The organism is Marinobacter sp. tcs-11 (assembly GCF_002049515.1).
Taxonomy (GTDB): Bacteria; Pseudomonadota; Gammaproteobacteria; order Pseudomonadales; family Oleiphilaceae; genus Marinobacter; species Marinobacter nauticus.
This window is the reverse complement of the sequence record NZ_LLYU01000003.1, coordinates 1-14,856: the sequence shown is the minus strand read 5'-3', so window position 1 is coordinate 14,856 and position 14,856 is coordinate 1. Positions and strand designations below refer to the sequence as shown.

12 protein-coding genes and 1 pseudogene are annotated in these 14,856 nt (G+C 53.7%); 4 read left to right on the top strand and 9 right to left on the bottom strand.

Annotated features, from left to right (window positions below; translation table 11 throughout):
- The first annotated feature begins 99 nt into the window (after window positions 1-99).
- The 4 genes from ARC85_RS04530 to ARC85_RS04515 all read left to right on the top strand — a co-directional run bounded on the left by ARC85_RS04530 (window position 100) and on the right by ARC85_RS04515 (window position 3,603).
- Window positions 100-834 carry a DUF1190 domain-containing protein gene (locus ARC85_RS04530; RefSeq protein WP_286714377.1) on the top strand — a complete coding sequence of 245 codons (735 nt, stop codon included), beginning with the start codon at window positions 100-102 and terminating at the stop codon, window positions 832-834.
- 362 nt (window positions 835-1,196) lie between these two features.
- Complete coding sequence (locus ARC85_RS04525) at window positions 1,197-1,796, top strand: hypothetical protein (RefSeq protein WP_286714376.1); 600 nt, start codon at window positions 1,197-1,199, stop codon at window positions 1,794-1,796.
- Window positions 1,797-1,798: 2 nt separating this feature from the next.
- A complete protein-coding gene (locus tag ARC85_RS04520; RefSeq protein ID WP_286714375.1) occupies window positions 1,799-2,518 on the top strand; it encodes a hypothetical protein in 720 nt (239 codons plus the stop codon).
- Window positions 2,515-3,603, top strand: coding sequence for a rhomboid family intramembrane serine protease (locus ARC85_RS04515; protein WP_286714374.1), 1,089 nt, complete (start codon window positions 2,515-2,517; stop codon window positions 3,601-3,603). The genes ARC85_RS04520 and ARC85_RS04515 overlap by 4 nt, the downstream gene beginning before the upstream one ends.
- A 45-nt stretch (window positions 3,604-3,648) precedes the next feature.
- On the opposite strand, the gene ARC85_RS04510 is transcribed toward ARC85_RS04515, so the two are convergent.
- The 9 genes and pseudogenes from ARC85_RS04510 to ARC85_RS04470 all read right to left on the bottom strand — a co-directional run.
- Complete coding sequence (locus ARC85_RS04510) at window positions 3,649-5,268, bottom strand: hypothetical protein (RefSeq protein WP_286714373.1); 1,620 nt, start codon at window positions 5,266-5,268, stop codon at window positions 3,649-3,651.
- Between the two features lie 59 nt (window positions 5,269-5,327).
- Window positions 5,328-5,783 carry a hypothetical protein gene (locus ARC85_RS04505; protein WP_206853899.1) on the bottom strand — a complete coding sequence of 152 codons (456 nt, stop codon included), beginning with the start codon at window positions 5,781-5,783 and terminating at the stop codon, window positions 5,328-5,330.
- 84 nt (window positions 5,784-5,867) lie between these two features.
- The gene (locus ARC85_RS04500; protein ID WP_286714372.1) at window positions 5,868-6,320 is read right to left on the bottom strand and encodes a DUF4124 domain-containing protein; all 453 of its coding nucleotides are present in this window, start codon (window positions 6,318-6,320) and stop codon (window positions 5,868-5,870) included.
- A 110-nt stretch (window positions 6,321-6,430) separates the two neighbouring features.
- Complete coding sequence (locus ARC85_RS04495; protein ID WP_286714371.1) at window positions 6,431-7,003, bottom strand: hypothetical protein; 573 nt, start codon at window positions 7,001-7,003, stop codon at window positions 6,431-6,433.
- Window positions 7,004-7,116: 113 nt separating this feature from the next.
- On the bottom strand, window positions 7,117-7,815 hold the full coding sequence (locus ARC85_RS04490) for a hypothetical protein (RefSeq protein ID WP_286714370.1): 699 nt from the start codon (window positions 7,813-7,815) through the stop codon (window positions 7,117-7,119).
- Between the two features lie 763 nt (window positions 7,816-8,578).
- A complete protein-coding gene (locus ARC85_RS04485) occupies window positions 8,579-9,637 on the bottom strand; it encodes a hypothetical protein (protein ID WP_153740308.1) in 1,059 nt (352 codons plus the stop codon).
- Window positions 9,627-13,667: a hypothetical protein gene (locus tag ARC85_RS04480; protein ID WP_153740309.1), complete on the bottom strand. Its 4,041-nt coding sequence runs from the start codon at window positions 13,665-13,667 to the stop codon at window positions 9,627-9,629. Before ARC85_RS04480 ends, ARC85_RS04485 begins: the two co-directional genes overlap by 11 nt.
- A 39-nt stretch (window positions 13,668-13,706) precedes the next feature.
- Window positions 13,707-14,246, bottom strand: a complete 540-nt coding sequence (locus tag ARC85_RS04475; RefSeq protein WP_227548852.1) for a DUF4123 domain-containing protein — start codon at window positions 14,244-14,246, stop codon at window positions 13,707-13,709.
- Between the two features lie 18 nt (window positions 14,247-14,264).
- Window positions 14,265-14,856: pseudogene (locus tag ARC85_RS04470) on the bottom strand (type VI secretion system tip protein VgrG); the annotation flags it as partial.

Here is a 14,856-nt window from a genome sequence, read left to right as displayed (position 1 = left end):
TACCCAGAAAGTAACTGACAGGAAAGCCGCCAGGTTTGACCTTTTCTCTCGCTTGCTATAGATTCGCCGCCCAGACCGCTTTGAGGAGAAGGATGCTCCATGGCCGCCCAGGAAGGGATCAGCACCGCACTTAAAACCCGCTCTCGCCGCCAGAAACGCTCCCAGGCAGCCACGCTTGTGCTGATGGGCGCAACACCACTGGTTGTGCTTGGGTTCGATCCATGGCATACCGACGTTCGTGTTTTCCGGACTATCGATGCTTGCCAGAGCACCCTGTCATCAGCACAAGGTTACTGTGAAGATCTCGAACGGGAAGTCGCATTGCGGCATGCCGTCATGGCGCCGAAGTACACCTCACGGGCGCAGTGTGAAGCTGACTTTGCCCATGTAATCAACGAGGAATCCTGCAAAACCGGATGGTGTAGCGCCGACAACCTGGCCACGTGTGAGCAGGCAGACAACGGCCTCTATCAACCGCCCTATTCCGGCTTTCTGGTTGACCAGTCGGTACTGGATAAAAGCTACCACGGCGAACAACCTGACCCTTCAGCTTTGAGTGATAGCCAGCTCCAGCCGGTTTACGGAATCTCCGACGAGACGCTCAAGAGTGGAGACGATAGTGACGACAGCTATTCGCACCATAGCCACGTCCCGTTTTTCTGGCACTATGTGACGGCGAACGGCCAATATCTTGGAAACAAAAACCTCCGTGGCCCCGTCACTATGGCGCGTACTCAGCTGGCGGGCAGTTCCGGCAAGGTCTATAACGGCAAAACCCAACGAGGCGGTTTCGGCTCGACAGCCCGGCAAACGATGCAAGCCGCGAGGAGTTGATAGCCATGCCAGTGCCAGCATCCCTTCATCTTAGTTTGATTCTCTGTTGTGCATGCCTGTTTTGCTCTCCAGCCCTGGCCGCACCTTCGGTGGGCGAACTGGCCGAGGCGCTGCATCAAAAACTGTTGAACTCTCCCGAGTCATTGCAATGGCGGATGCCAAACGAGGCCGAACCGGTGACCACCGAAGAAGTCGGAATCAGGCCCGGAGACTGCACCAAGCCCCTACCCGCTCGACTCAGCCCCTCGCCAAGATTTCTGCTTCGCTGTGTAACGCCCCAGTTTGTGGGTTTTACCGTCGTTGGAATCCAGACCCTTTCTTCTTGGGAATATCAGAGCGATCAATGGGGGCCGGGACAAATCGTGTCCATTCACGACGTATCCGGCACCTCCCGCACCCGATTCTCGAAAGAAAGAAACCAGTATGAAACCTTGCGCTACGCCCCGGCCAGTCGGAGTTTTGAGACCCGACGGCATAATGGGGAGCCACGGGGCCCCTATGAGAAGATGCTCACCTACATCTCGGCACAGGGGCTGGAAGAGCTGACAGAATACTGGCATTCGCTGGACATGCCGGAGTCTCCATCACTTGCCGAACTTGAGCAATGGCGCGCTCTGTCCTGGCCCTCCGGCATCGTCGGGATAGACCGCGACGGCCAATTACTGCTGCAGGCCGGGACGGTAGCCGGAGCCGGACCACTACTGGAAAAAGCGGCCGCACCCGGTGCAATCCCGGAGTTTGCCCAGGGCCTGATTCGGCCCGTCAGAACACGAATGTCCTGGGAGCCGGAAACGCCTCCGGGCACCGCCATGTACCTTCTGAGAATGGTCCGTGCGAACAACACCCTGTACGCCATCGCGCTCTCCGACAAGCTGCCGGAGGATTCTGATGATGATCTTCAGGTGCTCAGCTCGAATCCCGATTCCGATCTCGTCTTCTTCGCGGTGGAAAGGAACCTGTAACCATGTCGATAGCTGACGAAAGACTTCAAGCACCCGATCCGCTGGACGGCCTGAAACAACTGGCCACCAACCCTGGCCAAAACAACACTCTATTTCTGGTAGGCAATGCCAGTGGCTGGACCTCCCTTCTGGTGATCTGGTTTCCGGTGTTTGCCGCTCTTTGCTACGGTTTTGTGGTCCCTTTCACCTTTACCCAGTGGGGTGAGAATAACCTGCTGCTGATTCTGGCAGTCTGGCTCTGTGGCTGGGCGGCTCTTGCCGCATTCACATTGGTGGCTGGAACAGGAAGGCATGTTTACTCACTGGATTTCGACCAGCGTGAAATTGGTCATCTGAACTCAGGCCAATCTACCTCGTTGGCGTTAAGGCTCCGCCGAAGCAACGAGGGTGATACTCTGACGTTGTATCAACCGCTTCGCTCAGGCTGGCATCTAACCGCCAACGAACGCACCCTGGCCGAACTAGAGCCCGAGCAAGTCGAAGCCATTCCCCATTGGCAGCCTCCGACGTTGAAGGCGCACCTGGAAGAAAAGGCGAAGGATGGCTCTTTGCTCGTTCTGTTTGTGTTTATCAACATACCACTGGTAATCATGCATTTTGTCTTTGCCACTGGTGGCATCTTCTTCATCGCGCAATTCAGCATGCTTGCCGCCTGGGGTGCCGGCCAGATATTAGGCTGGCTACTGGAATGGCGAGATTACCGGGTACTGTCCAGATTATGAAATCACAATGCCCCGCCTGTGGCACACCCACTCTTCGGTTCGTCAGAGGTGGGGATTCCCGTATTGCTGACTGCAGTAGCTGTCACGGCCTCTGGTTTGAGGACGGAGCCCTGAATGAGGCAATTTCTTCGGAACACGATCATGTGGATGACTATGATCACGAACTCAATCTGGGAAAACGCCTGCGCACCAGCGACCGGCAATGCCGGCGGTGTCGGGTGCCGATGGCGCATTACCAGCTGCTCTCCAATTATCGGGTAGAGATTGATTGCTGCCCATCCTGCGATGGCGTCTGGCTTGATCACGACGAAGTTGAGCAGGTGATGCATTCTCCTCTGCTGAAAGATGCACTGGCCGATCTTAACAAGAAGGTCAGCTGGAAATCCTGGCTGTTCCAGTTTTTCACGGCCATGCCTGTTGAATACAACGTTCAGCCTCAGAAGGCTCCGTTCGTTACCTGGACCCTGATTGCACTTTGCACCGTTGTTTTTCTGGGCAACCTGAACGGACCGGAAAGCGAGCACTGGATCCTCGTGAACCTGGGGCTTAACTCCGATGCACCAGATCCGATTCAGATTGTGCTGCAGCTTCTCACTTACCAGTTCGTGCATGGCGGGCTCATGCACTTGCTGGGGAATATGTACTTCTTGTGGATTATCGGAGACAACCTGGAAGATGCCCTGGGTCACTGGGCATTTCTCGGGCTCTACCTGCTATCCGGTATGATGGCAGCCTTGGCAGAACTGCTTCTGTTTGATTCGTCTCAGGGCCCCCTGCTGCTGGTGGGCGCGAGCGGCTCAATCGCCGCGCTGTTTGGCCTCTACCTGATGTGGTTCCGGCACGCGAGCCTCACCTTCATGATCGTTGTGTATCAGAAAAAGCTCGCCCCTCACTGGTACTTCCTGATCTGGTCTGGCATCAACATCTTTGGCATGTTTACCAGCCAGGGCGGGGTTGCCTGGGCAGCGCATCTGGGCGGGTTCGGTTTTGGCTTGCTGCTCGGCTACCTGTTGCGGGACCATGTTATGCGCAGAAACCCTCTGATCGCGATGCTAAATCAGCCGGAAGCTCAGATCCGCCGCTGAGAACCCCAGCGGCGGATCAGCATTTGCGACCCAACAAGAGGAGGTTCAGGCCTCCATAAGCATCACAACGAAAACAAATATCACTGCAATGCCTCCCATCCATTTCAGCAGATCCTTGCCTCCAGACTCCTTGAGTTCATCCGGTTCAGGTGCATCGTCGGCCATGACATAGTTGATGAGATGCAGATTGTTACTCATATTCAACACTGCATGTCTTGCCGAAACCCTGGCCCCCCTGTACCAGCCCTGCGGACACTCGATCAGTTGCTCGGGTATCAATACCGAGCCTGACAGGGCCCACAAGGTCATCGTGCCATCGACAATCAGATCATCGCGCAGCGGCAACGTCTCGGGTACCTGGGCCTCCGGCACGTTCAGGTCCACTAATGGATTACACACCAGGTTGCCATCCTGATTTCCAAGCACCATTACCGGCACCCGCTTATGATCGCATCGAAACGCCGCAAGGAACGGGAATGTTCTGTCGTCAGGATCGCAGGTGAAGCGTTCATCAGCGTTGTCCGGAAACGCAACAAGAAGGCTACGGAGCAGGCCATCCAGGAGCGACGCGCCGCCGTCCAGCTGCCGTGAGGCTGAGAACAGCCCCCAGGCCAGCCGACGTCTCAACATTCCCAGCAAATTCTCGGGCATCGGGTGCATCCCCGGTGCCGTTGGCAAGCGGAATGGCAGGGCGTTCAATACATCAAGCGTCAGCGTTTCCTGGGCAATCGACAACGGAGTAATCCGGTCATCCAGGCTGTTCTGCTCGAGGTAAAGGAAGGTAAGTCTGATTACTTTCATTGATGACTCTGCATCCGACTGATCATCGTCCAGCGCGAGCTTGTCATGCTTCACTTCCAGCTTGAAATTCCGAGCATTCGGAAAAACTAACTGCCCCATCAAATGGCAAATTTTTCTCGGCCCTTCCAGGCAATCTTCGCCAAGCCACTCATTGGGGGGAAGCTGCACATCCACATCGGCATCAATGGTCTCTACATCACCGAACTCCAATGGCAGACTGGGGCGAGCCCACCGGTCATAGACAACACGCTCTTCAGGAGAAAGGAACGACAACGGGCGCGCATTGTCCGGCAGAGCCGGCAACACGGAGTTGTCTTTCCACCGCAGGCTGTCGTTGTAGATCAACACACGCTCGGTTGATTCAGCGCCTGAATCACGGGTCCACCACTGAAGATCACCCGATACCAAGGAACTCTCTCCCCCGCTATCCAGAGGCACTACCTGCACTTTGACCAGGGTTTCCGCACCATCAGCATCGCAAACGAAAGCCTTGTAACCGACAAGCTCAAGCGCTTCCCTGGGGAATACCAGATCCTCTTTGGCCCACGCCAGTATCATGTGCTGCGAATAGGCAAACCGCGCCAATTCCCAGAGAGGAACAGACTTTATATATATCTCCTGGCTGCTGTCGCTGCTGACCAATGACTCAATCAGGCTCTCCGCTTCCGTTTTTTCCAGCGTAACCAGCACCGCCAGGTCTCGGCCCCAACGCACGCAGGCTCCGCGCTCCTGCCCGTGTTCATCAAGAGTGAACAGGGCGTAGAAGGGCCGGAGCGCCCAATCCTGCAGCAGCGGTTTGGGGTTATCGCTGCGGATAGCTCGCTTAAGTACAGATGCGTTCGACACTTTGCCAACGGTATTCATGACCTACCATCCTTGTAGCTGACTGACAGCCGGTTATTCCGAGTAATCAACCAGCAGGCTCAGGCGCTTTGCTCAGACTCGGCAGGCTGATTCAAAGAGACAGCAACCACGCTCAGGTTGCCACCGGCCTCCGACTGCCAGGTAATGACCGCATCCATGACCGGAATACCGTTATCGTCAACCAAGGCAAAATTCTCTTCAATAAAGGCGTCCAGCTCCTGAATAACCGGAGGCAGAATCTGGCTGCCAATGAACAGCAACAACATGCCAATGGATATGATGGGCCCGGGGCTCAGCAGGATCAGTTCCCAAAGACTGGGGCCATCCCAGCCAACCTGGATAGAGCTCGGCCCGCCGATCAGAATCAGGCCCCCGATGATAGCGACAGCAATACCAATGTATGACAGCGCTGTGCTGATGCTCTGGCGTGATTCAAACTTTCGGGCGAGGGGAGATTTTTCAATACGATAGGGCAGATCGGCCAGGGTAAGCCGCTGCTTGTTGGAAGATTCCATTCCTTAGACTCCATGTCTACAGTTCCATTTGGAGCGGCTATGGTATAGAGACGACAGGTCGTCTTCAACCCGTAAAACAACGTGTCAGGCGCCACCACACTCTTGCTGAACCTTGGCGCGGAACTGCTCACGGATTCTCAGGTTTTCCTCCTCGGACACGTACTCCCGCTCACCCTTCTCATTGATATCATAGAAGGTTGAAACACTCTCCAGGTGCTTGAGACGGGCCTGGAGATTCCTGCATAGCTCCTCCTGCTTTTCGGCCTGTTGCCGGGCTTTCGCTTCTTTGGCCTGACGCTCCTCCCGCTCCTTCTGTTGCTGTTCCAGGAACTCCGTCATTTTCTGCTGCCGGTCACGGGCTGTGGCATCAGCCTGGGCCGGCGCTGCATTGACGCGCACTTCCTTCGAACTGGCCTTCGCCGGGGGGCGATCGCCGAAATGGGTCTGACCGTTGGCATCTGTCCACTGGTAGACGGCAGCGTGAGAAAACGGACCAAGGGATAGCAGAAATAAAGAGATGAGAAGCTTGCGTGTCATAACTGAATTCCTTTTCGAATAATGCTTTTGGCGACTTTCGAAGGGGTAGTCTACCCGATGATGTTATTGGGAACTTTGATCTGGTCATGAATTGGGTGGACCGCCTTTTATTAAAGACAAGTTCTTGGGACATTTATTTTCATTGCAGATGACCACCGAACAAATTGCCCGCCCTCTTTCGCCACGCAAAGTTGCTCAAAAATCTCGTTGTAATCGCCCTTGTAGTTGTAAAGGTTGGTGGCAACAATGCCACCATCCCTGCGCTGTTTCGATATGAATCTGCCAGGCTTCGGGAGACGGTAATTGTGTCCGTCCTTCAAATAGATAATCAGTAGCGCAGATCGCGCGCCCTGTGAACTGGAACGCTTTTCCAGTTTAAGTTGAGCAATATCCCGCCAGGCGATTTCCTTTAATGGGCAGTCATCGACTCGCAAGAATTGAGGAGTCACTTCAACCATGTGATTGATGTTTCCGAAATCCAGCCGCAGATACCCCCAAAAAACAAAGCTCGTGAAGATAATAAAGATGATTGCCGGTACGACTGATGAGGTATCCAGGTAAAACCAGTAGGCGAGACCGCAGATCGTAGCGAACAGCAGTCCAGCCGTTTGGTACATTAATGCCCGGTCTTTCCGGTACACGTCATGTCTAACAACGGGAAGCTTGGTATACGTCGAATGCATGTTGGTCAATCCATTAACCAGATACGTGTTGGACCGTTTCAATCAGCGCGCCGCTATCATCTGATAACAATCGGTTCCCACATCCGACAGCAGCCCATTAATCAATAAGACAATCAGGCTCGGAAACGACCTTTTCCTCGCTTCTGTTGTTGCTTCTCCTCACGACCCGCTTGCCATTCAGAGACTGGCCCCATCTGGGTAAACTTCAGGCCACGTTCATAAGCGCGTGCGAGTTGTTGATTCAGGTTCTGCAGTGCCTCAGACGGTTTGGCCCATTGCTCTTTTGGCAAAGGCGCGGACCAGGCTTTCAGTTCCTCGGGCAGGCTCTTTAGGGCCAGGGTCTTGATGCGGCGTTCAGTGATGATGTGAGCCAGGTAACGCTGGAAGAACCAGTCGCCCACCTTCTTGCTCAGCCAGGGCAACAAGGACATCTCTTTGCGGGCTTGTCTGCACTTGGCTTTGTAGTGGGCCAGGGTTTCGTCCTCTTTCGGATCCGGGCAGGCCTCGGGACCGTTTTCCATAAACTGGCGAATACACTCCCACTGGGCCAGGCCGGCGGTTTCATGGCCGACGTTGATGCTGGCAGCGGCCAGGGCCGATTCCGGGTCGTCCGGCTTCGGAATCGCCAGGGTGAGAACCGTGTGGGTAGCCATAAGTCCGGGACCGATGTCCTGGCGGGTTTCGATGTAGGCGACCAGTTTCTCCCACGGGTAGATTTCGTAGACGAGTTTGGGGTCATGTTTTTTCTTTAGGCGGAGGCCGAAGAAAAGGTAAGTGCCGACCACCAGAACCTCAATTACCAGAGCTGTCAACAAGTAGTTCCGTACACGTTGAACGTATTCCACCGGATTGTTTTCCAAACCAATAGGCGTATACAGAACTGCGGCTATTGTAAAAGCGATCACTATATAGGCTATTCCAGCTGCATTATCTGTCCAAAACGGAAGCTTGAATTCCTTTCCTTCAATCCAACGCGGGATGGCTACTTGCCGGCGTTGTAGGTTAAATCGCACCGGTGGGGTTTCTTTCACGGCTTTGTTACCCAGGAAATGCATGTACAAGCCCCAGGGTAAAGAAATCAGGAGGTTTCCAATCAGCATTATAAGTGGCGACTCCCAATCCCAACGGCCCAGCGAGTCGGGGCCTAGCGCAAACATCAGACCAAAACCCAAGATACCAGTGGATAACACGCCCAAGCTCAAGAACATCAACGCAAATTCGGCACCAAACAGCAGGTTTCCGCCCTGCAAATCCAGCCAGCCATCGGTCTTTCTCCTAATCCAAGCGTTGACGTCCACCGCTCGCGCCCCTGTCATCACCGGCTCAGGACTCAGAACTAGTAACCGACGGTCCTTGGTTGTGCGGCGCACACCGGCTTCCCAGTTGGATTCAGCCGATGGATGAGATGACAAAGTATCGTTGCCATTGTGCAGATTGGTCATTCCATTAACCGTATATTAATTGGTCTTTTGCAATCAGTAACGAGACCAAACTGTCGACCTCACCCCACAAGCATTGTGGGAAGCACATGTTTTCAAGCAACCCCAAGATTGGCCGGGAGGGCTTCCTGCTCGCTCAGGACGCATAACTCAGCTTTTCCGCCATCAGGTCTGGCCTGCGTGTGGTATCGATGATAGAGACATCGGTAAACATGTCGTCCACTTTCCGCTTGAAAGTTTTGTCATCCATATCCCGCCAGTAACGCGCAGGACGGCCCGCCGCCTGATCGTGCTTTGCGGTGGTCGGGTCAAGGTGTCGATACTGCTCCAGCATGGGCAGCTCCGGCAACGGCTTTGTGACATCCATGTAGTTCTGAATGAAATCCCAGTAGGCGTAACACATGGTGGGACTGCCGTGGGCGCCGAGAATATCGCCAACGGTAACATCCAGTTTGCTGTAACGGTGGGAGAGCACCAGGTCAAACAAAGTGCCAAAGCGATCCACCCTCGCGCAGCACCAGGCATCGAATTCGTAGAAGGGCTTTTCAACCACTACCGGCGGCTTTCTGGGGAGAAAAGGAAACTTTTTCGGGTATTGCCAAACCTTGATCATGCCGGTGCGACGGTTGAATTCCCATTCAGGGCCTCGGCCATTCCGTAAAAGCCATTTCGGGAAGAGGCGTAACGCCAGTTTGGCCATCAAAATGAGAATCCAGCCGCCTCCAAGCATGATAAATTCGAATAAACCAAGACTTTGTATGTACTCGGAATAGTTTCTACTAATGGACGTAAACAACGGCGACATCAAAATCAGTGTTATCAAATATCCGGGAGAAACAATGTAGGCCCACAACGCACCTGTAACACTAATTATACTTACTAATCGAGCCTGGAGAGCCAATGGTGCATGCCGGAAGCATTCATGATTACTCTCAACGTGAAGACCGTACTTCTCTGCCAGATCCTCTTTTTTCTCCAGTCGCCGCAACTTCTTGGGTGGGTTTCTTGACATGAAGGTGGGCGGCATCACTTCACGGGTATTACCCCACGGTAATCGTAAGCTGGCTGAGCGATCTAATCCGGTTCGGTTCAATTCCTGAGTTTGATTGCTTTGCTCGGGAATCGAGTCAGAACGGTAGCTATGCGACCCATAATAATCACTCGAGCTACCATGTGGAGAAACATCAATCGACATTTTCTTGAACTCTTTGACTGTACCAAAATGGCTGGTCTTCACTGCTAAAGTCAGGTTGGGTATGACGCTCGTCCGATTTACTAAACACGAGAGGGTCTTGCGGTGGAGGCGCCGGGAAGACCATCAACATGGATTCGAGCGATTGCCTCGCCTGAATCTGGACTTTGGCCTTCCATCTATATGTTCGCGTTTCCCACGTATCGCTCTGCCAGACTGCAGTCTCTAATTTGCGTCTCGCGCTCTCAGGTGCATTCAGATAAATATGCAAACCCGTACCAGACTCCTCTGTCATTAGTACATAAGGCTCCAGATCAGCCCCTTCTATTCGGTTATTCTGAACGTGACCCGATCTACCTTTAGCGACAGCAATCGTTTCGTTGAGCTGAAGCTTCGGTAAAACAGTGACAACCCCGCCCGAATTGAACAATTCAGGAATGGCGCTCTCAATCACAAAACGCTCACCAGCCATCGACAAAGCGGCCACCTGATCATCGCTGTAGCCCTCCAGAACGCCGTCTCGCGCCATTCGTCGCAAGGGATTGTATTCAAGTCTGACCGTGACGCCCATTAACTGGCTGATCAAGCGATAGTAGGCTTCATCTGGTTTTTTCAAGAAGGGCTTCTCCGCCAAAGGCCCGAAAGGCCCATGCCGCATCCAGATGTCGAGCGGTTCGTCGCTGAATGCGAAAACCGTCGCCAGGCCCGCTACGGCCAGGATAACACCTACCGCCAGCCAACCTTTCGGCCCTAACACCAAAAGAAGTCCTGATTTACCTACAACACTTGCGAATCCGAAAGCGATCCCGCTACCCGCCAGCAATCCATAGCCGAACGCCGCTTTGTGATTTCCCATCCGATACTCGTAATAGGCATCCCACCCGGCATCCAAGGCCATAAGAAAACCGGCTGCAGCGCCAAGCCCACTTCTTACTGTTAGTGGAGCACCAAGAGATTTAACGAAAACTCTTCCAATGTCTTCTGGCAGTTCGAGCGCCAAGATCTTGGATGGCCCCAGCACCCACCGTTCACTAATTGCCGTGCCCGCAACAAACAGATCAAAACCCGCACTGAATACTCGGAGGCCGGCACGATTGTTCCCTTTAATCCTTGCATCTTGAGACCGCCCTGACCAAACGCTCGCTGAGTTAAACACCTCAATCAAACCAACAAATACCGGAAAAGCTGGTTTATTCAACACCCGATATAAACGACTGGATCTGTTACTGTTAATTTCTGCCTGATCAATCTTGTTCGCCGCATCGTTCGCGGCCTCCAGGTCACGGATATACTGTTCTTTCTTCGCAACACGGCTTCTCCGGCTATCAATCTCTTGCTCGAATGCTTTGAGTTCCCGTTCCGCTCGGGCAACTTCAGCTTTTGCCGCCTCGATTCTTTGCGCAGCGGCAGCCATTGCCGCGGCGGGGGTGCCGGGACTCGGCCCAACGAGCTCGTCGAGTTCAGCTAACGCACGCACCGCTTGCCGGAAGTCAGACTCAGCTTTCCGGATATCCTCAATTAACGTCACAACCGTTTCTGTTTTAGGGACTGCCAGCACGTATACATCCTCAGCAACCTCGGATGCGATACCCGCAGCCTTGCTGCGTCTTCTACTTGTTGACGCGCGAACGTCAGGTTCTTCGCCTGCCTGTATCAAGTCCCCAAAAAGCTCTACAGCCCGCTTTCCAGTTCCAGACCTAAGTTCAGCCTCACTAAACTCGAAGATGAAATAATCTTTCTGACGCGCTTTCGAGAGTCGCATCAACTCCACTTTCCCTAGAAGCTCCGGTAGGGACCGACGTAATTGCTCCAACGAAACAGAATAAAGCTTCATTCTGCCTGCAACCGCCGTTTTCATGATGGATTGTTTCTGCCGGCTCAGTTCTTTGAAGCGTACGTCGAGCTCGATTAGTTTGTTCCGGATCGCCTCAAGCTCAGCTTCTTTCCCTCTGAGGTTGTTAATTCTCCGTTCGATGTTCCAGCGTTGGTTTTCAAGATTGGAGATTTCTATTCGAAGCTCTGCCAACTGCTTTTTTATAGCCGCCAGCTTTGCATTTCTCGCCTCAATAGCTTGGCTGGCATGATGAATCGCAGCCCACATATTGCCGTGGACACTCATCAAAACCTGACTACCGAGCCTCATGTTCGCCGTCAGAAGTGTTTCGTAGGACCCTGCGGCAGCTTCGACTGCTAATTCAAGTCCATCGATCGTTTTTAGCTCTTCAATATCGGGAAGGTCGGTAATAGACATGGCAGCGAGTTCCGTTTCGCGGAACTGCCCATTGCCATGATTGACCTGAGGCTCTGCCGGAGGTTGATACGGTTTTTTCTGATCTTCCGGGCTGAAGCGGGGAAACAGCAGAGAGTAGAGAACGCGACTGTGCCGGCCCTCACACAGTCCCTGTAACCAGTGTTTTCCTTCACCATCGACCGCACCTTCAACGTCAATGTCGAGGGCATCACATTCCGCCGGTTCGGTGACAAGGTTCATCACCAGAGATGTTACGAAATTGAATGCACCAGCGTAATCATAGCTGTCATGAGTGAACAAATCCGTCAGAACATGATGGGTGCGTTCGTTTGATAGCAATTCCAATAGCTCAGAATGCACCTTCTCGAGATAAGCTCGCCCCATCTGACGCTCAGAAACCGCAAGCGAGCGTTCAAGCTCTGCTCTGCCCTGATTATTTATTTCCGCCATGTGCTTGTGAAGCTGATTAGGCTCCGACGCAATGTGTTCTGGCTCGATTACAGAATGGACCAGCAAGGCAGAGTCAAAGTATGGTCTTGCCTTGGCGCGCCGCACAGCGGCATTCATATACCAGGCCGCCACCTGTCGACGACGCTGATTGTATCTAAGCTGGTAGATCGGATCGTCCAGCAGAATAACGCCAATGCCACGTTTTTTTGCATTGATCGTAGCATCCGTCTCAGCAGTTCCAGAGCCAGGCCAAGTGAAGGGCTCTGGGTCCTCTGGCCGACACTGCTGTATCAATGCCTCCTCAGCCTGGTGCAATGATCGATGCAGGCAATTGCTGAGAGCAGTCATCTCCGGTCTTTCGTCTTCGGCGATCGGGTCTTCGGGATCCGGACTTTCCTGCCTCTGGTGAATGGACTTTGCTTTTTGCATAGCCCGATCCGGATAGGTTCCCTCTAAATCCAACAGATAGTCATCTGGGCGGTCAAACTGCCACTCCAATGCGGGCACTCGGGAACGTTGCGGTGAAAGATACTCAGCAAGAAATGCAACACTGTTACCGTTGGAAGTATTGGAGTTCTCTACACTTTCCTTCGTTTCTGATCCAAAACGCATATCGATGCTAACGCAACGATTTTCCCGGTCTGTAGCGGAGCGCTCCAAATGCATCACGCGCTCTCCCGGCCACTGCGATTCGCTGAAGGCCATCTCCAATGTCAGCCAATCACTGTTAATCCGGGCCGGTATCCAGATTTCACTCATTGCGGACCCAGTGACTTTCCGGTATCCAGGCTCTAGCTGACCACTGCGCGAACGATACTTGGTAAGCGCCACATCGTGATACGAAGTTTGCCCTTCTTCATCTATGCGGATTTCAATTTCACGCCATAGCTTTTCCTTGTAAAAGATATACAGGAACCCCGCACGAGCCAGAACCTGGCGGGCAGGCTTCTGCCCATGTAGCTCTATGCCTGACAACAGGGTCGCCGGCACGACCGGCAGTACGACGTGGCGTTGATGCTCAACCTCCCTTTCGGTGCTGGTCGCATCATCCAGAAAGGGCACCCGAATCGGGCCATCTTCAGACTTGATTTCTATCCAGACATTCCTGGAGGGCTGCCCCTTCCAGGGCCAGACATGCAGAATGGAATTTTCCAGAGGTTCTATTTCAACCTGTTTCTCCAACCACTCTTGCTGCTCGTAGTTGGTTTCATCAAAGATTCGAAAAGCATGCCCATCCGGATGCTCTTTGCCGATAACCTCGATAATCAGCGATTCGTCCTCGCAAGTCTGGCTACAACCAGCTGTAGACTGCTTTGCACTATTCTCAGACATCCCTGTCATTCCTTGCGTTCTAAACGTATCAATTCAGACTCAGGCATCAGGCGTGTTCAATGCCTGCCACTGAGTTTCTGAAAGCGTTGGTACGGGCAACATAGTGAACAGATTTGGTCTGTCGGTGGTTTGCCAACGTTCCTGACCACTTTCTCCGTACCAGTAAATAACCCGTTCAATCACATCCGCCTGGTCTTGAGTCCCCGGAGATAAGCGTTGCCATACCTCAGGGTCGTAAAGTCGCAGCAGGCCCTGTCTTTCCCCGTCAAAGCGCACTGTCAAGCGAGCCCTTAGCCAACCCGTCACGGAATCAAGGCTCTCAGAGGACTCCAGAATCAGCCCGATAAGCCGCCCTTCTTTCAATCCTTTCAAAGCCCACTGATACTCCGGGCTCTGCTGTTTAGCTTCCAGAACAACGGGGCTTTCGGCCAGGTACTGTTGCCAGTCAGTCTCAGCAAACAGATAAAGCCACTTCGGAACGTCTGTCTGCTCATACAAAGACCGCACAACCGATGGTTTCTGCTGCGCCTCCAGCACTAAAAAACGCACCTTGTCAGTCGAAGGTTGTGCAAATACCACAATGGGCTCCTTCACGTATCACGCTGTCTGATTCTTACCGCAAGGACAGTTCCCAAGCGGACAAGTGCCATCGGGTTTCTGCTGGCACTGCTCAACAATAGCCGTTCGATTCATCCGAGCCTGTTTCAGTCGGTGGGCAACGATGGCTTTTGGCTGAGCATTCGCTCTCTGGCTAACCTCCGCCAACGCCTCCGGCGCCTCTGCCCCGCCAGCAGCCGTCACCAACCCCGGCATCTCAGGCACCTGCACCTTCTGCCCACTGCCTTTCCCTGCAGCCCCACCGGCGTTCATCTTGATGCTTGCGCCTCCCATGGCCACGCCGCTGGGATCGATCTTCACGAAGCTGCCGCCGGCTTTCAGGGTGATCTCAGCGCCGGCTTCGATCACGGCTTTCTGGCCGGCTTTGATGTGCAGTTCGGTGCCGGAATTGCTGAGCCAGGCGGTGCCGGCTTTCAGGTGTAGAGTACCGGTGACATTGAAGCTGTGGTCTTTGCCGGTTTGCTCCCGCTTTTCGCCATCCACGGTGTGATGGCGGTTGCCTTTGGTGTGGCTGACGCGGTTGTTCTCCACCGTCAGGTGGCTGTCGTTCTTGATGACTTCGGTGCGGTTG

Coding starts and splice junctions, on each gene's coding strand:
- ARC85_RS04495 (WP_286714371.1), bottom strand. CDS start 7,003: ATGCATTCGACGTATACCAAGCTTCCCGTTGTTAGACATGACGTGTAC.
- ARC85_RS04485 (WP_153740308.1), bottom strand. CDS start 9,637: ATGTCGATTGATGTTTCTCCACATGGTAGCTCGAGTGATTATTATGGG.
- ARC85_RS04530 (WP_286714377.1), top strand. CDS start 100: ATGGCCGCCCAGGAAGGGATCAGCACCGCACTTAAAACCCGCTCTCGC.
- ARC85_RS04515 (WP_286714374.1), top strand. CDS start 2,515: ATGAAATCACAATGCCCCGCCTGTGGCACACCCACTCTTCGGTTCGTC.
- ARC85_RS04500 (WP_286714372.1), bottom strand. CDS start 6,320: ATGACACGCAAGCTTCTCATCTCTTTATTTCTGCTATCCCTTGGTCCG.
- ARC85_RS04505 (WP_206853899.1), bottom strand. CDS start 5,783: ATGGAATCTTCCAACAAGCAGCGGCTTACCCTGGCCGATCTGCCCTAT.
- ARC85_RS04480 (WP_153740309.1), bottom strand. CDS start 13,667: ATGTCTGAGAATAGTGCAAAGCAGTCTACAGCTGGTTGTAGCCAGACT.
- ARC85_RS04520 (WP_286714375.1), top strand. CDS start 1,799: ATGTCGATAGCTGACGAAAGACTTCAAGCACCCGATCCGCTGGACGGC.
- ARC85_RS04510 (WP_286714373.1), bottom strand. CDS start 5,268: ATGAATACCGTTGGCAAAGTGTCGAACGCATCTGTACTTAAGCGAGCT.